This is a genomic window from Paracoccus simplex, assembly GCF_042648325.1.
GTDB classification, from domain to species: Bacteria; Pseudomonadota; Alphaproteobacteria; order Rhodobacterales; family Rhodobacteraceae; genus Paracoccus; species Paracoccus simplex.
On sequence record NZ_JBHRXE010000008.1, the window covers coordinates 218,145 to 237,293 of the forward strand.

General features: G+C 69.6%; 15 protein-coding genes, 3 tRNA genes, 1 pseudogene and 1 riboswitch. Of the genes and pseudogenes, 9 read left to right on the forward strand and 10 right to left on the reverse strand.

Annotated features, from left to right (window positions below; translation table 11 throughout):
* Positions 1–24 precede the first annotated feature (24 nt).
* The 6 genes from ACFOMP_RS04020 to argS all read right to left on the reverse strand — a co-directional run bounded on the left by ACFOMP_RS04020 (position 25) and on the right by argS (position 5,720).
* Complete coding sequence (locus tag ACFOMP_RS04020) at positions 25–219, reverse strand: hypothetical protein (RefSeq protein ID WP_379028027.1); 195 nt, start codon at positions 217–219, stop codon at positions 25–27.
* Positions 220–237: 18 nt separating this feature from the next.
* On the reverse strand, positions 238–912 hold the full coding sequence (gene scpB / locus ACFOMP_RS04025; RefSeq protein ID WP_379028029.1) for an SMC-Scp complex subunit ScpB: 675 nt from the start codon (positions 910–912) through the stop codon (positions 238–240).
* Entirely contained in the window at positions 909–1,721 is an 813-nt protein-coding gene (locus ACFOMP_RS04030; RefSeq protein WP_379028031.1) for a segregation and condensation protein A, read from the reverse strand. Before ACFOMP_RS04030 ends, scpB begins: the two co-directional genes overlap by 4 nt.
* Before the next feature lie 60 nt (positions 1,722–1,781).
* Complete coding sequence (gene nagZ / locus ACFOMP_RS04035; RefSeq protein ID WP_289895049.1) at positions 1,782–2,768, reverse strand: beta-N-acetylhexosaminidase; 987 nt, start codon at positions 2,766–2,768, stop codon at positions 1,782–1,784.
* Between the two features lie 10 nt (positions 2,769–2,778).
* Positions 2,779–3,906, reverse strand: a complete 1,128-nt coding sequence (locus ACFOMP_RS04040) for an SPOR domain-containing protein (RefSeq protein ID WP_379028034.1) — start codon at positions 3,904–3,906, stop codon at positions 2,779–2,781.
* A 68-nt stretch (positions 3,907–3,974) separates the two neighbouring features.
* Positions 3,975–5,720 carry an arginine--tRNA ligase gene (gene argS, locus ACFOMP_RS04045; protein ID WP_379028036.1) on the reverse strand — a complete coding sequence of 582 codons (1,746 nt, stop codon included), beginning with the start codon at positions 5,718–5,720 and terminating at the stop codon, positions 3,975–3,977.
* 281 nt (positions 5,721–6,001) lie between these two features.
* Between argS and ACFOMP_RS04050 the strand changes: the two are divergent.
* From ACFOMP_RS04050 to metK, 3 genes and pseudogenes are all read left to right on the forward strand, one after another.
* A pseudogene (locus tag ACFOMP_RS04050) lies at positions 6,002–7,522 on the forward strand (DEAD/DEAH box helicase); the annotation flags it as partial.
* A gap of 669 nt (positions 7,523–8,191) precedes the next feature.
* Entirely contained in the window at positions 8,192–9,706 is a 1,515-nt protein-coding gene (gene lnt, locus ACFOMP_RS04055) for an apolipoprotein N-acyltransferase (protein WP_379028038.1), read from the forward strand.
* A gap of 32 nt (positions 9,707–9,738) precedes the next feature.
* Positions 9,739–9,786, forward strand: a riboswitch (SAM-SAH riboswitch).
* A 5-nt stretch (positions 9,787–9,791) separates the two neighbouring features.
* Complete coding sequence (gene metK / locus ACFOMP_RS04060; RefSeq protein WP_289895044.1) at positions 9,792–10,958, forward strand: methionine adenosyltransferase; 1,167 nt, start codon at positions 9,792–9,794, stop codon at positions 10,956–10,958.
* A 173-nt stretch (positions 10,959–11,131) separates the two neighbouring features.
* On the opposite strand, the gene ACFOMP_RS04065 is transcribed toward metK, so the two are convergent.
* Positions 11,132–11,758, reverse strand: a complete 627-nt coding sequence (locus tag ACFOMP_RS04065; RefSeq protein WP_289895043.1) for a DnaJ domain-containing protein — start codon at positions 11,756–11,758, stop codon at positions 11,132–11,134.
* A 69-nt stretch (positions 11,759–11,827) separates the two neighbouring features.
* Between ACFOMP_RS04065 and ACFOMP_RS04070 the strand changes: the two genes are divergently transcribed.
* From ACFOMP_RS04070 to ACFOMP_RS04090, 5 genes are all read left to right on the forward strand, one after another.
* Positions 11,828–12,079, forward strand: a complete 252-nt coding sequence (locus ACFOMP_RS04070; protein WP_289895042.1) for a BolA family protein — start codon at positions 11,828–11,830, stop codon at positions 12,077–12,079.
* Positions 12,080–12,160: 81 nt separating this feature from the next.
* A complete protein-coding gene (gene glpX, locus ACFOMP_RS04075) occupies positions 12,161–13,126 on the forward strand; it encodes a class II fructose-bisphosphatase (RefSeq protein WP_289895041.1) in 966 nt (321 codons plus the stop codon).
* Between the two features lie 49 nt (positions 13,127–13,175).
* Complete coding sequence (recJ, locus tag ACFOMP_RS04080) at positions 13,176–14,915, forward strand: single-stranded-DNA-specific exonuclease RecJ (protein WP_379028042.1); 1,740 nt, start codon at positions 13,176–13,178, stop codon at positions 14,913–14,915.
* 111 nt (positions 14,916–15,026) lie between these two features.
* Positions 15,027–15,101, forward strand: a tRNA-Glu gene (locus ACFOMP_RS04085).
* Between the two features lie 172 nt (positions 15,102–15,273).
* Positions 15,274–15,348 (forward strand) — tRNA-Glu (locus tag ACFOMP_RS04090).
* A 38-nt stretch (positions 15,349–15,386) separates the two neighbouring features.
* Here the strand turns inward: ACFOMP_RS04090 and ACFOMP_RS04095 are convergent.
* On the reverse strand, positions 15,387–16,601 hold the full coding sequence (locus ACFOMP_RS04095) for a multidrug effflux MFS transporter (protein WP_379028044.1): 1,215 nt from the start codon (positions 16,599–16,601) through the stop codon (positions 15,387–15,389).
* Positions 16,602–16,702: 101 nt separating this feature from the next.
* Between ACFOMP_RS04095 and ACFOMP_RS04100 the strand changes: the two genes are divergently transcribed.
* On the forward strand, positions 16,703–17,125 hold the full coding sequence (locus ACFOMP_RS04100) for a DUF1489 family protein (RefSeq protein WP_379028046.1): 423 nt from the start codon (positions 16,703–16,705) through the stop codon (positions 17,123–17,125).
* Positions 17,126–17,168: 43 nt separating this feature from the next.
* Here ACFOMP_RS04100 and ACFOMP_RS04105 read toward each other — a convergent pair.
* Together ACFOMP_RS04105 and ACFOMP_RS04110 are read right to left on the reverse strand one after the other, a co-directional pair.
* Positions 17,169–17,242 (reverse strand) — tRNA-Gly (locus ACFOMP_RS04105).
* A gap of 101 nt (positions 17,243–17,343) precedes the next feature.
* On the reverse strand, positions 17,344–18,975 hold the full coding sequence (locus tag ACFOMP_RS04110) for an acyl-CoA synthetase (protein WP_379028048.1): 1,632 nt from the start codon (positions 18,973–18,975) through the stop codon (positions 17,344–17,346).
* Positions 18,976–19,149: the final 174 nt, after the last annotated feature.

Here is a 19,149-nt window from a genome sequence, read left to right on the forward strand (position 1 = left end):
GCAGCGCGCCGGGGGCAGCGCCCCCTAGCGCAGCCGCCGGGTGATCCGCGCCGCCTGGCGGGCGCGCTTCACCGCCGCGCGGGCGGCCTGCTCGCGGGCGCGCTGCTGCGGGCTCTGCCGGCTGCCGGGCCTGGGCGCGTTCGCCCGACGAATGCCCCGGTTCAACAGCCGGTTGGTGACCATGCGGATCATCATCTTGATGAACTGGTTCATGTTCATCGACTTATGCTCCGTACCTCATTCATCTTCGAACAGATCCTCGGCCGTGGCCCCCGAATCCTCGCCGCCCTCATCCTCGCTGTCTTCGGCGCGGAACAAGCCGGGGGTCATGCCCTCGCCGGCTGGGCGCGCCTCCAGCAAGCCGGCGGCGCGAAGCTCGGCCAAGCCCGGCAGGTCGCGGGCGCTTTCCAGGCCGAAATGATCCAGAAAGGTCTCGGTCACCACGAAGGTCACCGGCCGGCCGGGAGTCTGGCGGCGACGGCCGATGCAAACCCAGTCCAGCTCGATCAACTGGTCCAGGGTGCCGCGGCTGACGGCGACGCCGCGGATCTCCTCGATCTCGGCACGGGTGACGGGTTGGTGATAGGCGATGATCGCCAGGGTCTCGGTCGCGGCGCGCGACAGGCGGCGGCTTTCGATCACGCTTTCCTGCATCAGGAAGCCCAGGTCGGCGGCGGTGCGAAAGGCCCAGGCGTCGCCCAGGCGCGCAAGCTGCACGCCCCGTCCCTCGTAGCGGTCGCGCAGGGCCCGCAGCGCCTCGGCCACGTCGCAGCCGGCCGGCAGGCGCGCGGCGATCTCGCGACCGCTCATCGGCTCGGCCGAGGCAAACAGGATCGCTTCGACCATGCGCTCCTGCTCGGAAAGCGGCAGCGGGAAACGCTGCGGACCGGGGGCGGTGTCGTCCTGGCTCATTGCGGGCGCCTGCGGATGGTGATGGGGGCGAAGGTGCCGGCCTGGGCGATCTCGACCGCGCCCTGCCGCGCCAGTTCCAGCGTGGCGGCGAAGGTCGCCGCGGTGGCCGAGCGGCGGCGCTGCGGATCGGCCTCCCAACCGTCGGGCAGAAAGGTGGAAAGCGCGGTCCAGTCGCCGGCGAAGCCGATCAGCCCGCGCACCCGGTCCAGCGCCTGCTCCATGGTGAAGACATCGCGGCGATCAAAGGCGTAGGGCCGGAACTCGTCGCGGGTGCGCAGCCGGGCATAGGCGCGCATCAGGTCGATCAGCCCGGCCTGCCAGGCGACCTGGCGCTGGCGGGCCACGGTTTCCGGCGCGCCGCGCGGGAAACGGTCCTGGCCCAACCGGTCGCGGGCCATCAGCCGCGCCGCCGCCTCGCGCATGGCGTTCAGCCGCTCGAGCTGGAAGGCCAGATGCGCGGCCAGTTCCTCGGCCGAGGGCCCTTCGGCCTCGGGGTCCGGCGGCAACAGCAGGCGCGATTTCAGATAGGCGAGCCAGGCCGCCATGACCAGGTAATCCGCCGCCAGCTCGATGCGCAGCGCCCGCGCCTCCTCGACGAAGGCAAGATACTGGTCGGCGAGGTCCAGCACCGAAATCTGCATCAGATCGACCTTCTGCGTGCGCGACAGCGTCAGCAGCAGGTCCAACGGCCCCTCGAAACCCGAGACGTCGACGACCAGAACCTCCTCGGCGCGACGCTCGGACACCGGCTGCGGCGCGGGCCCCGGTTCGCGGTCCGGCACGGGGGTCAGATAGGGCACCTTGGTCATGACGCTTCCGGGCAAGAGGGTGCGCGCAGAATCCGTCATGGGCCGGGTTTAGTCAACCGATCAGGCCGCCAGCCCGCCAAGCGCCGTCAGTTCGGCCCGCAGCGCGGCGGTATCCCCGACCAGAGGCGCCCGGCGCAAGGCCAACGCCGCTTCCGCCCGCTCCCGGGCGCGCGGCGACATGGTGCCGGCCGCGGCCACGATCTCTTCCATCTGCGCCGGCGTCTCGTTGCAGGACAGCACCAGGTCGCAGCCGGCGGCGATGGTGGCGGCTGCGCGCTCGGCCGGGCTGCCTGACAGCGCCTGCATGCCGATGTCGTCGGACATCAGCAGCCCGTGAAAGCCGATCTCGCGGCGAATCAGGTCGATCACCGCGGCCGAGGCGGTGGCGGGCGCATCGTCAATGGCGGTAAAGCGGATATGCGCGGTCATCGCCATCGGCAGGTCGGCCAGCGCCCGGAACGGGGCGAAATCCGTGGCGCGCAGCTCGTCCAGCGCGGCCTCGACCACCGGCAGGTCCTTGTGGCTGTCCACCCGTGCCCGGCCATGGCCCGGCATGTGCTTGACCACGGGCAGCACCCCGGCCGCCAGCATCGCCTGCGCGGCGGCGCGGCCCAAGCGGATCACGGTATCGGCATCCGCACCGAGGCAGCGATTCTTCAGAAAGGGATGCGTCTCGTCGCGGGCGAGGTCGAGCACCGGGGCGCAATCGGCGTCGATGCCGACGGCGCGCAATTCCTGGGCCAGCAGGTGATGGTGCAGCCAGATCGCCCGCTCGCCGCGCCCGGCCTGATCCAGCGGCGCCGGCCAGTCGGTCCAGTGCGGCGCCCGCATCCGCTGCACGCGTCCGCCCTCCTGGTCGATCAGCACCGGGGCATCGCGGCCCACCGCTTCGCGCAGCGCCTGGGTCAGCCGGCGCAGGCGGTCCGGCGTGTCGACATTGCGCGCGAACAGGATGAAGCCCCAGGGATCGGCGGCGCGGAAAAAATCACGCTCGGCCCGGCTCAGCTCCGGGCCGGCGATACCGCCAAGGATGGTGGCGCCGGTCATCTCCAGCGGCTCATTTCGCGGTGGCGGGGATGCAGTCCACCCCTTCGGCGATCAGCGCCGCGCAGAACCGGCGGGCTTCGTCCTTCGAAGCGAAGCCGGCGGCGCGCAGGCGCCAGAAGGTGCGGCCGTTGGCCTTGTGCTCCTGCACCACCATCGACTTGCCCGAGAAAAGCGCGCCGAACTTGCCCGAAACGCGGTTCCATTCGCTCTGGGCCAGCGAGTCGCTGTCGAAGGCGCCGATCTGCACCAGCGAGACGCCCGAGGCGACCTGCGCGGGGGCGGAAGCCGGGGCCTCGGCCGGGCGGCTTTCGGCAGCGGCAGGGGACGGATTCGGCGCGGCATCGCTGGCGACGACGGGGGCGGCGGCGACGCGACGCGGGCGCGGCGCCGGCCGTGCCGATTGCGCGATGGTACCGGCGGCGGGCGCGGCGCCCGCCTCGGCCAAGGCGTTGGAGATCGCCACGTCGCGGGTCTCGTTGCCGGCCAGATCGGTCACCACCTCGTTCACCGGCGCCTCGGCGGCCGGGGCATCCGAAATCACGGCGTTCTCGACTGCGTTGGGCGCGGGTTCGCCATCGGGGCGGGCGATGACACGGGCGGTGTCCTCGGCCAACGGCAGCTCGACCGGGTGCGAGGGTGCCTGCGCGGTAGCGCCGAATTCGCCCATCGGCAGGTCCTGCTCGGTCAGCGGCGTGGTTGCGGGGGCGATGGCGACGCGATCGACGGGAACCGGCTCCTCGCCGGCAGCAACGGTGTTCACCGCCAGGCCGGTGCGTTCGGTCAGCTCGCCGCCCGGATTGTCGGGGGCGGTGCGGGCCTCGCCCTCGATGGCGCGGATCACCGGCACGCCCGAAACGTCGCGCACCACCAGCTTGAAGCCCCAGACCGCCAGGATCACGATCAGCCCGACCGAGACCAGCGCGCCCAGGTAATGCGTCAGTCGCGACAGCCGCCCCAGAAGCGAAGGCGATTCGGCCAGCGGCTCGGCATGGGCGTCATAGTGGTGGTCGTCCCAGCCTTCCTCTTGCCAGTCGTCCCGATACCCCTGCTGGCCGTCGGCATGGGGATAATCATGCGCCAGCCTGCCCGGCTGCGCCCCTTCAAACCCGCCCGAGGAGCGGAAATCTACTACCGTCATTCCTGCCTGCCTGCCGGTTGTTCCGACGCTGCTCGTTTATCTGCTCGTCCCCGGCAGGGCACCGTTTTTCAGCGCATTTCCTTGGCCGGAGTCACCCCCAAGATACCAAGACCGGCCGAAATGACAACGCCGACGGACCGCACGAGGGCGATTTTCGCCGCCGTGGCCGCCGCATCGCCCTCTTGCAGGAAGCGCAGCCCCGGCTCGTCATTGCCGCGGTTCCACAGCGAATGCAGGTCCGAGGCGATGTCATAGAGGAAAAACGCGATCCGGTGCGGTTCATGCGCGCGGGCGGCGATTTCCACGGTGCGTGGCCATTCTGCAACTTTCCGGGCCAGTTCCAGCTCGGCCGGATGCGAAAGCTGCGCCAGATCGGCCCCGGCCAGCGCCGTATCCGAAACGTCGACGCCCTGCCCCGCCGCCTTGCCCAGCACCGAGTTGATCCGGGCGCTGGCATATTGCACGTACCAGACCGGATTGTCCTTGGATTGTTCCAGCACCTTGTCGAAGTCGAAATCCAGCGCCGCGTCGTTCTTGCGCGTCAGCATGTGGAAACGGGTCACGTCGGCGCCCGCCTGCTCGACCACGTCGCGCAGGGTGACGAAGGTGCCGGCGCGCTTGGACATCTTGAAGGGCTCGCCGTTCTTGAACAGCTTGACCAGCTGGATCAGCTTCACGTCCAGCGGCACCCGGCCGTCCGACAGCGCCCGGACCGCCGCCTGCATCCGCTTGACATAGCCGCCATGGTCGGCGCCGAACACGTCGATCAGCTCGTCAAAGCCGCGGTCGATCTTGTCCCAGTGATAGGCGATGTCGGGGGCGAAATAGGTCCAGGAGCCGTCCGACTTCTTCACCGGCCGGTCGACGTCGTCACCATGCGCGGTCGAACGGAACAGCGTCTGCTCGCGCGGTTCCCAATCCTCGGGGGTCTTGCCCTTGGGCGGCTCCAGCACCCCCTCGTAGATCAGCCCCTGCTGGCGCAGGCGCTCGATGGCGGCTTCGATGCGGCCGGTGCCGTAAAGCGCCTTCTCGCTGGAAAACACGTCCATGTGGACGTTGAGCAGCGCCAGGTCGGCGCGGATCATCTCCATCATCGCCTCGGTGGCGAAGCTGCGGATCTCGGCCAGCCATTCGCTTTCCGGCTGGTCCAGCAGCCGGGTGCCGTATTCCGCCTTCAGCGCCTCGCCCACCGGGATCAGATAGTCGCCGGGATAGAGCCCCTCGCGGATCTCGGGCTCCAGCCCATTGGCCTCGCGATAACGTTCATAGGCGGAGCGCGCCAGCACATCGACCTGCGCGCCGCCGTCGTTGATATAATATTCGCGGGTGACGGCATGGCCCGAGAAATCCAGAAGCGCCGCCAGCGCGTCGCCGAAGACCGCGCCGCGCGTATGGCCGACATGCATCGGCCCCGTCGGGTTGGCGCTGACGAATTCCACGTTGATCTTGCGGTCCCGGCCCATGTCCGAACGGCCGTAATCCGCGCCCTCGGCCAGCGCCGCACGCACGACGGCCTGCCATTCGGCCGGGGCGAGTCGCAGGTTCAGGAAGCCCGGCCCCGCCACCTCGGCCGAGGTGATGCGCGGGTCGGCGGCCAGGCGGGTGGCCAGCGCCTCGGCGATGTCGCGCGGCTTTTTCCCGGCGGGCTTGGCCAGCACCATGGCGGCGTTGGTGGCCATGTCGCCATGTGCGGCGTCCCGCGGCGGCTCGACCGTCACATGGGCGGTGTCGAGGCCCGCGGGCAGCTCGCCCGCCTGCTCCATCTGCGCCAGCGCATCGAGGACCAGCGCGCGGATATCCGAGAATAGGTTCATGGCTTCCATCCGTAAGATCGCGTCGGGATAGCGCCTGCCCAAGGGGGCCGTCAACCGCGCCGCGACGCCCGGCAAATCGACCCTGCTGCGCGAAAACCGCGCATCAGATTGACGCAGACCGGGTTTTCGGCTAGGTCCGCGCTGTCTGCATCCGGCAGGCAAGGCGAGGGGCGTGCGGAAATTGCGTCCCGAACCGCCGCGAAACCCCGGTCTCCGGGACGGGCGGCGATGGACGCAAGCACGGCGCGGGCTGGTTCCGCGCATTGATACGAAAGCCCTGAATGACCAAATTTTCCGATCTGAAGCTGGACCCCAAGGTTCTGAAAGCCATCGCCGAGGCGGGGTACGAAACCCCGACCCCGATCCAGGCCGGGGCGATTCCCCCGGCGCTGGAAGGCCGCGACGTGCTGGGCATCGCCCAGACCGGCACCGGCAAGACCGCCAGCTTCACCCTGCCGATGATCACCCTGCTGGGCCGCGGCCGCGCCCGCGCCCGGATGCCGCGTTCGCTGGTGCTGTGCCCGACCCGCGAACTGGCCGCCCAGGTGGCCGAGAACTTCGACATCTATGCCAAGCATACCCGGCTGACCAAGGCGCTCTTGATCGGCGGCGTCAGCTTCGGCGAACAGGACAAGCTGATCGACCGCGGCGTCGATGTGCTGATCGCCACGCCCGGCCGGCTGCTGGACCATTTCGAGCGCGGCAAGCTCCTGCTGACCGGCGTGCAGATCATGGTGGTCGATGAGGCCGACCGGATGCTCGACATGGGCTTCATCCCCGATATCGAGCGCATCTTCCAGCTGACGCCCTTCACCCGGCAGACGCTGTTCTTCAGCGCCACCATGGCGCCGGAAATCGAACGCATCACCGACACCTTCCTGCACGCGCCCGAGCGCATCGAGGTCGCCCGCCAGGCCACCACCAGCGAGACCATCACCCAGAAGCTGATCGAGATCACCCCCACCCGCCGCGACCAGACCGCCAAGCAGAAACGCGAGTTGCTGCGCGCCCTGATCCGGGCCGAGGGCGAGGGGCTGAAGAACGCCATCATCTTCTGCAACCGCAAGACCGAGGTGGACATCGTCGCCAAGTCGCTCAAGGCGCATGGCTTCGACGCCGCGCCGATCCACGGCGACCTGGACCAGCGCCACCGCATGGCGACGCTGGACGGCTTCCGCGAAGGGACGCTGCGCTTCCTCATCGCCTCGGACGTGGCGGCGCGCGGGCTCGACATCCCGGCGGTCAGCCATGTCTTCAACTTCGACCTGCCCAGCCATGCCGAGGATTACGTCCACCGCATCGGCCGCACCGGCCGCGCCGGTCGCCAGGGCACCGCGATCTCGATCGCCACGCCGGCGGACGAGAAATATCTCGGCGCCATCGAATCGCTGGTCAAGCAAAGCCTGCCACGCGCCGCGGTGCCCGAGGGCTTCACGCTTTCCTCGGCCGCCCAGGACGCGCCGCGCCCGGCGCGCGAGAGCGGGCGCCGCGAACGCGGCCGCGACCGTGATCGCCGCGGCCGCCGCGACGACAGCGAGCAGCGCGCCCCTGCCCCCGAGCCCCGTGCCGAGGCGAAGCCGGCGGAAACCGCCGAGCGCCGGCACGACCGCCCGGCGCGCGACGAGCAACGCCGCGAAGACCGGCGCGAACGCCATGGCGAGCGCGGCCACGACCGTCATGACCGTCATGACCGGCGCGAGGATCGCCGCGGCGACCGCCATCCGGTGATGGGCATGGGCGACCATGTGCCGGAATTCCTGACCCGCACCTTCCGCCCCGGCTTCACCGAACCCGCCGAGGAGATCACCGAGCAGGCCGATCTGCGGCCGGCAGCCGAGCCCGCCGCCGAAGCGCCGGTCGCGCCGACGCCGGTGACGGAAAGCCCGGCGGCGGAAAGCCGCGCCACGGAAACGGCGGCCTCTGACGCTTCTGCCGCCGAAAGCCCGGCCGCGGACGCGCCCGCCGCGGTAGAAAAGCCCAAGCGCTCGCGCAGCCGCAAGGCCAAGCCGACCGCCGAAGCCGCGCCCGAGGCGCCGACCGGAACGCAGCCCGAAACGCAGCCGCCGGCGGAACCGGCAGCAGGCCCCGAGACGGCGGCACCGGCCGAAGCGGCCGAGCCGGCCGCCCCGGCCAAGCCCGTGCGCAAGCGCAAGCCGCGTGCTCCGAAGGTCGAACCGGTCCAAGCCGCGCCCGCAGAGCCTGCGGAACTCGCGGCCGAGACGCCGGCCGAGACCGAGCCGGCCGCGAAGCCCGCCCGCAGAACGGCAAGGACACCGGCCAAGCCCCGCGCGCCGCGCAAGCCCAAGGCCGTCGCCCAGGCCGAAGCCGAGGCGACGCCGGCCGAAGCCGGCAGCGATGCGACCCAACCCGAGGCTGCCGGCAGCCCGGACGACAGCACCGCCGAGGCCTGAGCCGGCCGCATGGTCTCGCCGGTCTTTCCAGGACCAACGCGGCAGCTATCGCGGGCGCCCTTGCAAAGGCGGCGCCCGTCCTGGGCGGCGCTCGCGCTGGATCTGGCACTGGGGACGCTGGCGGCACTGGGACAGGCGCCCTGGAATCTATGGTTTCTGACGGTTCTGGCGCTTGCCGGACTCTGCTGGCAGATCGGCCGCGCCGGAGGCGGCCGCGCCGCCGCCTGGCATGGCTTTGCCGCCGGCCTCGGGTATTTCGCCCTGGCCATGTGCTGGATCGTCGAGCCGTTCTTCGTCGAACCCGAGATCTATGGCTGGATGGCCCCCTTTGCGCTGTTCTTCATGGCGGCGGGCGGGGCGCTGTTCTGGGCGGTTCCCGCCTGGCTGGCCGCGCGCCTCGCCCCGGGCTTTCCCCGGCAGGGGCTGGTCTTTGCCGGGCTGATGGTATTTTCCGACTGGCTTCGCGGCTGGATCTTCACCGGCCTGCCCTGGGCGCTGACCGGCCATGTCTGGATCGACACCCCGGCCGGCCAGCTGGCCGCGACGCTCGGCTCGATCGGCCTTTCGGGGCTGACCATGCTGGCGGCGGCCCTGCCGCTGGCCTTCTGGCGGGGCGGACCCGACCGCCCGCGCGCCGCCCTGCCCGGCGCGCTGCTGGCCGCCCTGGCCATCGCCGCGGCCTGGAGCGCCGGCATGGCCCGCCTGGCCCAGCCACTGCCCGCCGACAGCGCCCTGCATCTGCGTCTGGTCCAGCCCAACGCCACCCAGGCGCTGAAATGGGATCCCTATTGGTCCGAGGTGTTCTTCCGCCGGCTCCTCGACCTTTCCGCCATCCGCGATCCCGGCCGGCCGGCCCCCGATGCGGTGATCTGGCCGGAAACCGCGGTGAACTTCCTGCTCGAACAATCCGGCACCGCCGCCCAGGACATTGCCGGCTTCGCCGGCGCGCCGGTGATCCTCGGCATCCAGCGCGCCGAGGGCGAACGCTATTTCAACAGCCTGACCGCGTTTTCGGACCGCGGCATCGGCCCGGTCTACGACAAGTTCCACCTCGTGCCCTTCGGCGAATACACGCCCTGGGGCGATGTCATGGCCCGGTTCGGCATCCGCGCTTTCGCCGCGCAGCACGGTTTCGGCTATTCCGCCGGGCCGGGGCCGCAGGTCATGACCCTGCCCGGCCTGCCGCCCCTGCAGCCGCTGATCTGCTACGAGGCGGTGTTCCCGCAGCACCTGGTCACCGGAGCCGACCGCCCGGCCTGGCTGCTGCAGGTCACCAACGACGCCTGGTTCGGTCAGCTTTCCGGTCCCTGGCAGCACCTGGCGCAGGCGCGGCTGCGCGCCATCGAATCGGGCCTGCCGCTGCTGCGGGCGGCGAATACCGGCGTCTCGGCGGTGGTCGATGCCCGCGGGCAGTTGCGCGCCACGCTGGGCCTGAACCTGACCGGCCGCATCGACGCGGCTCTGCCCGGCGCCCTGCCGCCCACGCCCTGGTCGCGCTGGCGCGACTGGCCGGCGCTCGGCCTTGCCGCGATCGGCCTGCTGCTTGCGGCACGGCGCCGCAATCTCCGAGGTTGACGGCAACCGGCGCCTCCACTAACGCTTCGGGTTGACCGTCACAACGGCTTCCTGGCGTGGCGGCGTCATTCAACGGAGCATCTTCATGGCCAGACAGGACTATGTGTTCACCTCGGAATCCGTCTCCGAGGGTCACCCCGACAAATTGTGCGACCAGATCTCGGACGCGGTGCTGGACGCGCTTCTGGCCGAGGACCCGGCCGCCCGCGTCGCCTGCGAGGCCTTTGCCACCACCGGCACCGTGGTCATCGGCGGCGAAATCGGGCTGAGCGACAAGAAGAAGCTCGGCGAATACATGGGCCGCATCGCCCAGATCGCCCGCGATACCATTCGCGACATCGGCTACGAGCAGGAAAAGTTCCACTGGAACACCTGCCACGTCCACAACTACCTGCACGAGCAATCCGCCCATATCAGCCAGGGCGTCGACCGCGACGGCGCCGGCGACCAAGGCATCATGTTCGGCTATGCCGTGGACGAGACGCCCGAGCTGATGCCGGCGCCGATCCAATATGCCCATGCCATCCTGCGCCGCCTGGCCGAGGCGCGCAAATCCGGCGCCGAACCGATGCTGGGCCCGGATGCCAAATCCCAGCTGAGCCTGCGCTACGAGAACGGCAAGCCGGTCGAGATCACCAGCCTGGTGCTCTCGCACCAGCACAAGGACGAATCGCAGAGTTCGGACGACATCCGCGCCATCGTCGAGCCCTATATCCGCGAGGTGCTGCCCGCCGGCTGGCTGACCGAGAAGACGGAATGGTGGGTGAACCCGACCGGCACCTTCGTCATCGGCGGCCCGGACGGCGACGCCGGGTTGACCGGGCGCAAGATCATCGTCGACACCTATGGCGGCGCGGCCCCGCATGGCGGCGGTGCCTTTTCGGGCAAGGATCCGACCAAGGTCGACCGCTCGGCCGCCTATGCCGCGCGCTACCTGGCCAAGAACGTGGTGGCGGCGGGGCTCGCCAAGCGCTGCGTGATCCAGCTTTCCTACGCCATCGGCGTGGCGAAGCCGCTGTCGATCTATGCCGACACCTTCGGCACCAGCAAGGTTCCCGAAACCGAGATCGAGCGCGCCATCTCCCGCGCCATGGACCTGACGCCGCGCGGCATCCGCGAGCATCTGGACCTGTGCCGGCCGATCTATCGCCGCACCGCCGCCTATGGCCATTTCGGCCGCACCCCCGAGGCAGATGGCGGCTTCTCCTGGGAACGCACCGATCTCGCCGAGGCGCTGACGCGCGAGCTTTAAGACCGGGCCGGCTCCTTCCTCGCCGAAAAACCGCCCGGATCCTGTTCCGGGCGCTCGGAAGCCCCGCTGAGCATCTGCAGAATCGGGCAGGACCGGCATGCGGCGCCGGTCCCTTCATCGTTGTAAAAATACCCTGGGGGAGCGCGGAACGCGCGGGGGCAAAGCCCCCGTCTTCAGTCCTTGAAGCTGCGACTGTCCTTGATCTGGTCCCAGGCCCAGACCACCTCCTGCAGCCGATCCTCGTCCGACCGGTCGCCGCCGTTCATGTCGGGATGCAGATCCTTGACCAGGGACTTGTATTGCTTGCGGATCTCCGTCCGGGTCCAACTGTCCTTGGCTTCGAGGATCTCCAGCGCCTTGCGCTCCGTCGGCGGCAGCTTGCGGCTGACGGCCTTGCGCGCCTCGGGGTTGGTGCCGTTGGCGCCCAGGATCTCCAGCGGGTCGTCGATGCCGTGGCGCGCCCATTTCTGTTCCTGGGCGGCGCGGCCGAAGGGCTTGGTCGGCCGTTCCCAGACCGTGGCATTGTCCAGGAATTCCTGGAACTCGGCCTCGGACTGGCCCTGGAAATAGTTCCAGTTCAGGTTGTATTCGCGGACATGCTCCTTGCAGAACCAGTAATACTCGTCCAGCGCCCGCGGCGATTTCGGCGCGCGGTACTGGCCCGGCTGGTTGCAGCCCTCCTTGTCGCAGCGTCGCGTCGAGGTCTCGAAGGCGCCGGACATGCCCCGCCGCCCCTTGGACCGGCGTTTCTTGTCCGAGGCTGCGGATATGTCGAATCCGAACGGGTCGCTGTTGCTCATCTGCCTGCCTTGTCCTGAACGGGACAGGCAGTTTAGGCTATTTCGCAGGACATGAAAGGGGGCAAGCGAATGATTGCCGACGAGATGCGAGAAAGACTGGCCGAACTGCAGCCGCTTCGGCTGGAAATCATCGACGAAAGCGAAAGCCATCGCGGCCATGGCGGCTGGCGCGAGGGCGGCGAGACGCATTTCCGCATCCGCATGGCCAGCCCGCAATTCTCCGGGCTGGGCCATGTCGCGCGGCATCGGCTGGTGCATGCCGCCTTGGGTGACGTCGTGCCGCGCATCCATGCGCTGGCGCTGGAACTGGCGGAAAACTGACCCGTTAGCGCGCGCAGTCTTGCCCGCCCCTGGCGCCGGGCGTAGAAGCCCGGAAAGGCAGAAAGCACAAGGAATTTCCGCATGACCTCGCCCAAGGATTTCAACGACCGCATGCTGTCGCTCGGCCTCGCCCGGGTCAGCGAGGCGGCCGCCCATGCCTCGGCGCGGCTGATCGGCCGCGGCGACGAGAAGGCTGCCGACCAGGCCGCCGTCAATGCCATGCGCGAGCAGCTGAACATGCTGGACATCAAGGGCGTCGTCGTCATCGGCGAGGGCGAGCGGGACGAGGCGCCGATGCTTTACATCGGCGAAGAAGTCGGCTCGGGCGACGGCCCCGAGGTCGACATCGCGCTGGACCCGCTGGAGGGCACCACGCTGACCGCCAAGGACATGCCGAATGCCCTGACCGTGATTGCCATGGCGCCGCGCGGCACCCTGCTGCACGCGCCCGACGTCTACATGGAAAAGCTGGCCATCGGGCCGGGCTATCCGAAGGACGTCGTCAGCCTCGACATGACCCCGGCCGAGCGCGTCCGGGCGCTGGCCAAGGCGCGCGGCGTCAAGGATAGCGACATCACCGTCTGCATCCTGGAACGTCCCCGGCACGAGGATCTGGTGGTAGAGGTGCGCTCGACGGGCGCGGCCATCCGGCTGATCACCGACGGCGACGTGGCGGGGGTGATCCATTGCGCCGAAGCGGAACTGACCGGCATCGACATGTACATGGGCTCGGGCGGCGCGCCCGAGGGGGTTCTGGCCGCCTCGGCGCTGAAATGCATGGGCGGGCAGATGTGGGGCAAGCTGCTGTTCCGCAATGACGACGAAAAGGCCCGCGCCGCCAAGGCCGGCATCACCGACCTGGACCGCATCTATTCGCGCGACGAGCTGGTGACCGCCGACGTGATCTTCGCCGCGACCGGGGTGACGAACGGCTCGATCGTGGCCGGCGTCAAGCGCGAGCCGCATTACCTGCAGACCGAAACCATCCTGATGCGCTCCAAGACCGGCTCGGTGCGGCGCATGATCTATCGCAACCCGATCAAGTAAGCGAGCCGACAGGCTTGAACAGCGGGCGGTCATGGGGGATGAAGCCGCCATGACCGCCTTTCTTTCCGTCACCGCCTCGCTGACCGGCCGCCTCTGGCGCGGCCCCGACGCCGCCCTGGAACGCGCCGCCGAGGCGCTGGCGCAGGACAGCCGCCTGCCGCTGCCCGTCAGCCGGGTGCTGGCCGCCCGCGGCGTGCCCGCGCATGAAACGCCGCTTTACCTCGACCCCAAGCTGCGCGACCTGCTGCCCGATCCCTCGGGCCTGCGCGACATGGACAAGGCCGCCGAACGGCTGGTCGCCGCCGTGTTGGCCGGCCAGCGCATCGCCATCTTCGCCGATTACGACGTGGATGGCGGCGCCTCGGCCGCGCTGCTGCTGGACTGGCTGCGCCGCCAGGGCCGCGACGCGACGCTTTATATCCCCGACCGCATCGACGAGGGTTATGGCCCGAACGCCCCGGCCATCGCGGCGCTGTCGCGCGATCACGACCTGATCGTCTGCGTCGATTGCGGCACGCTCAGCCACGAGGCGCTGGCGGCCGCCGCCAGCGATGTGATCGTGCTGGACCACCACCAGGGCGGCGAGACCCTGCCGCCGGTGCTGGCGGTGGTGAATCCGAATCGCGCCGACGAGGATGGCGGCCTCGGCCATCTCTGCGCCGCGGGCGTGGTGTTCCTGGCGCTGGTGCGCTGCAACGGCCTGCTGCGCCGGGACGGCCATCCGCAGCCCGACCTGATTCCGCTGCTCGACCTGGTGGCGCTGGCGACGGTGGCGGACGTGGCGCCGCTGGTCGGCGTGAACCGCGCCTTCGTGCGGCAGGGATTGCTGGTCATGGCCCGCCGCGAACGCCCCGGCCTGGTGGCGCTGTCGGACGTGGCGCGGCTCGATTCGGCGCCGAACGCCTTTCACCTGGGCTTTCTGCTGGGGCCGCGCATCAATGCCGGCGGCCGGGTCGGCAAGGCGGATCTCGGGGCGCTCTGCCTCTCTTGCACCGATGCCCGGCAGGCCGAGCGGCTGGCGGCCGAGCTGGACGCGCTGAACCGCGATCGCCGCGCCATCGAATCCGCCGTGCGCGAGGCGGCGCTGGCGCAGGTCGAGGCCCGGGGCGCCGAAGGCATCGCCTGGGCCGCGGACGACGGCTGGCATCCGGGCGTCGTCGGCATCGTCGCCGCGCGGGTGAAGGAGGCGACCGGCCTGCCCTCGGTGGTGATCGGGGTCGAGGGCGGCATCGGCAAGGGCTCGGCCCGCTCGGTTCCCGGCGTGGACCTGGGCCGCGCCATCCAGCGCCTTGCCGCCGAAGGATGGCTGCTGAAGGGGGGCGGCCATGCCATGGCCGCCGGTCTGACCGTCGAGGAGGCGAAGATCCCCGGCGCCATGGCCCGGCTGTCGCAACTGCTCTCGCGCGAGATGGCCGAGCGGCCCGGCGTGGGCGAGCTGCGCATCTCGGGCCTGCTGGACCCCGCCGGCGCCACGGTCGAGCTGATGCAGATGCTGGAGCGCGCCGGCCCCTTCGGCCAGGCCGCACCGGCGCCGCGCTTCGCCTTTGCCGGGCAGCTGATCGACAGCGCCGGGACGATGGGTGACAGCCACCTGCGCCTGCGCTTCCGCAGCCCCGGCAGCCCGGTGCTGGAGGCGGTGGCCTGGGGCGCGATGAACGGCCCGCTGGGCCCGGCGCTGCTGGGCGCCAAGGGCCGGCGCTTCCACCTGGCGGGCAAGCTGGAACTCTCGCAATGGGGCGGGCGCGAACGGGTGCGGTTGCGCCTGGACGATGCCGCGCCGGCCGGCTGAGCGGGGGCGAAAAAACTTGCAGGGCGGGCGATTTTTCCGCTTGCAGGCCCGCAACAGCTGGCCTAAACACCGCTCCACACCGCGCGGCACGGTCCGGCGGAACGAAAGAGTGGCCCGTTCGTCTATCGGTTAGGACGTCAGGTTTTCAACCTGAAAAGAGGGGTTCGACTCCCCTACGGGCTGCCACTTCTTCCAGATCACGATCGCATCAACGGGCCTTCCCCGCCATGGTTTCACCTCTCGGTGGCTACGCCCGGAGTTTAGCGTTTTACCTGCAGCTGATTACGATTGTCCCCTTGCAGCGGCCGGCAAGCTGTCCTAAACGCCTCGCATCCGCGGCCAAAGCGCCGGCAGGAATGGCCCGTTCGTCTATCGGTTAGGACGTCAGGTTTTCAACCTGAAAAGAGGGGTTCGACTCCCCTACGGGCTGCCATTCCCCCCATGATCCCCCGAAGCGGCGCCGCAGCGCCGTCAGACCTCATGCACCCGGCGCATCAGCAGCGCGGCCAGCCCCGAACAGACCAGCGTCGCCAGCACGATGGGCCGTGCCGTCCCGTCGAAAAGCAGGCCGACCGGCGCCGCGATCAGCACCGCGCCGAAGGTCGAGACCGCCCCGATCACCGACGCCGCCATCCCGGCCACATGCCCCATGCGTTGCAGCGCCATGGCATTCAGGTTGCCGAAGGTCACCCCGGCCATGAAGAACACGCTGACCGCCCAGAAGAAGAAGGCCGGGAAGCGCAACGCCTCGGGCAGCAGGTCGCCCAGGACCAGCACCGTCATCACGCCCGAAACCACCACCTGCATGCGATAGGCCATCACCACGATCCGCCGCATCCCCAGCCGGACGACATAGCGCGCGTTCAGCACCGTGCCGCTGCCCGACAGCAGCGCCATGGCCGCGAACCACAGCGGAAAGTCCTGGCCCTTGCCATAGGTGTCGACGAAAAGCTGCTGGGCCGAGCTGAGCAGCGCGAACATCTGCCCGAAGCCCAGCGTCATCACCAGCGTCACCAGCTGCACCTGACGGTTGCCCAGCACCTCGGCGGCAGAGGCCGCCAGATTGCGCAGGCTCAGCCGCTGCCGCCTCTCGGGCGGCAATGTCTCGGGCCGGCGCAGGTGCATCCACAGGCTGCCGACCAGCGCCAGCACCACGAAGGAGCCGAACACGCCGCGCCAGCCGACGAAATGGATCACCACCGCGCCGATCGACGGCGCCACCGCCGGCACCAGGATGAAGATCATCATCACGAAGCTGGTGATCCGCGCCATCTCGCGCCCCTGGTACAGGTCGCGCACCATGGCCAGCGCCACAATCCGCGGCGCCGCCGCCCCCAGCCCCTGCACGAACCGCGCGGCAAGAAGATGTTCCAGCGTATCGGCAAAGATCGCCGCCACCGCCGCCGCGGCGTAAAGCGCGAAACCGGCGACGATCACCGGCTTGCGGCCCAGCGAATCCGACACCGGCCCCGCCACCAGCAGCCCCAGCCCCATGCCGCCGACAAAGGCGGTCAGCACCAGCTGGGCGCGGTTCACGTCCTCGGGGGTCAGGGCGGCCGCGATCTCGGGCAGCGCCGGCAGCATCGAGTCTATCGAGAAGGCAATGACGGCGAAAATCAGCGCCAGCATTGCGATGAATTCCGGCAGGGGTTGCCTGCGGACCTGTCGGGCAATGGGATCGGTCATGATGAATTCCAGCTGTTCGCCGCCCCGGGCCTAACCCCGCAGGGCTGGCGGTTCAAGGCCCGGCCGGTTGCGCATGCCGGCGGCTGGGCTATATCTGGCGCATGGGCGCATCGCTGAATCTCATGAAACTCTGTGTCGGCTGCGACGATCCGGCCGAGCTTGCCGCCTGGCAGCAGCACCGCTTCCAGGGCGGCCCGGCCCGGCATGTCACCCGCATGTGGCCCAAGCGCGAGGCCGAGCTGCTGGACGGCGGCTCGATCTACTGGGTGTTCAAGGGGGTGATGCAAGCCCGCCAGCGCATCCTGGACCTGCAGGAGGTGACCGGCGAAGACGGCATCCGCCGCTGCGCCCTGATCCTCGAGCCGGCGCTGGTGCGGGTGGCGGCGGTGCCGCGCCGTCCCTTCCAGGGATGGCGCTACCTGCCGGCCGCGGACGCGCCGCCCGACCTGCCGGCGGGACGCGGGGCCGAACCGAACCTGCCGCCCGAGATCGCCCGCGCCTTGGCCGAGATGGGCCTGCGCTGACCGACCCGCAACCGGATCGGGATCGTCGAGAGTAAGGAGAGGCTGGAGCGGGTAGCGGGAATCGAACCCGCGCTAAGAGCTTGGGAAGCTCCTGTGATACCATTTCACCATACCCGCGCAGGCGACCGGATAGCATTGCCGCCGCCCGGTTCGCAAGAGCAATCTGCCGCTTTCCGGTTTCCCGATACCCAGGAAACCGCGCCGGGTCAGCCGCCGGGTCAGCCCAGGGCGCGCGCCCGGTCGCGCAGCAGGAATTTCTGGATCTTGCCGGTCGAGGTCTTGGGCAATTCGCCGAACACCACCGTCTTGGGCACCTTGTAGCGCGCCATGTTGAGCCGGCAGAAGGCGATGACCTCCTCCTCGTTCAGCGCCCGCCCCGGCTTCAGCGCCACGAAGGCGCAGGGGGTTTCGCCCCATGTCTCGTCCGGGCGCGCGACCACGGCGGCCTCCATCACGTCGGGATGCTTGTAGAGCACGTCCTCGACCTCGATCGAGGAGATGTTCTCGCCACCCGAGATGATGATGTCCTTGGAGCGGTCCTTGAGCTCGATATAGCCGTCCGGGTGCATGACCCCCAGATCACCCGAGGCGAACCAGCCGCCGCGGAAGCTCCGCTCGGTGGCCGAGGGGTTTTTCAGATAGCCCTTCATGACGATATTGCCGCGCATGAAGATCTCGCCCATGGTCCGGCCGTCGGCCGGGACCGGCTCCAGCGTCGCGGGATCGGCGACCATCAGCCCGCCCAGCGCCGGGTTGCGCACCCCCTGGCGCGATTTCAGCCGCGCCCGCTGCTCGGCCTCCAGCGCGTCCCAGTCGCCCTTCCAGGCGCAGACCACCGAGGGGCCGTAGGTCTCGGTCAGGCCATAGACATGGGTGATCTCGATGCCCATCGCCTCGACGGCGGCGATGACGGATGCGGGCGGCGGCGCGCCGGCGACCATGGCCTTGACCGGATGGTCGAAATCCTTCAGTTCGTCCGGCGCATTGGCCAGCATGTTCATCACGATGGGCGCGCCGCAGAAATGCGTCACCCTCTCGTCGCGGATCAGGCGGTAGATCGGCTCGGCCCGGACGGCGCGCAGGCAGACGCAGACGCCGGCATTGGCGGCGATGGTCCAGGGAAAGCACCAGCCGTTGCAATGGAACATCGGCAAGGTCCAGAGATAGCGGGCGTGATGCGGCATCCCCCATGAGGTGATGTTGGCCAGCGCGTTCAGCGCCGCGCCGCGGTGGTGATAGACCACGCCCTTGGGATCGCCGGTGGTGCCGGAGGTGTAGTTCAGCGAGATGGCGTTCCATTCGCTGTCCGGCAGGTGCCAGTCGAAATCCGGATCGCCCTCGGCCAGCAACTCGTCATAGGTCAGCCGCCCGGCCCGGCCGCCGCCCGGGAAGCTGGGGTCGAGGATGTCCACCACCAGGATCTCGCGGCCGCGGGCGATCTTGACGGCGCGGTCGGCCAGTTCCGCGAATTCGGGATCGACCAGCAGCACGCGGGCCTCGCCATGCATCAGGATGAAGGCCACCGCCTCGGGATCGAGCCGGGTGTTGATGGCGTTGAGCACCGCCCCGGTCATCGGCACGCTGAAATGGCTCTCGAACATCTCGGGAATGTTGGCGGCCAGGATCGCCACGGTGTCGCCCTGGCCGATGCCGCGCCGCGACAGTGCCCCGGCGATGCGGCGGCAGCGCGCGTAGGTCTCGGCCCAGTTGCGGCGCACCCCCTCGTGCACCACGGCCAACGCCTCGGGATAGACCTGCGCCGTGCGCTCGATGAAGCGCAGCGGCGACAACTGCTCGAAATTGGCCGCGCAGGCGTCGAGGCCCTGGCTATAGATGTCGTAACTCGGCACGATGCTCGCTCCCCCCGTTGCCTCCGGCGCGTGACGCGCCCTCGCGCCGGAGCCTAGCCCAGCCGCGCGGCGGATTGCCATGGGGATCGCGCGGGATGGGCGCATGCGCCGCAGCGGATCGCGGCCGAGGCGATTGGGGATTGATCATCGTCATCTAAACTGTTCGTTATATTC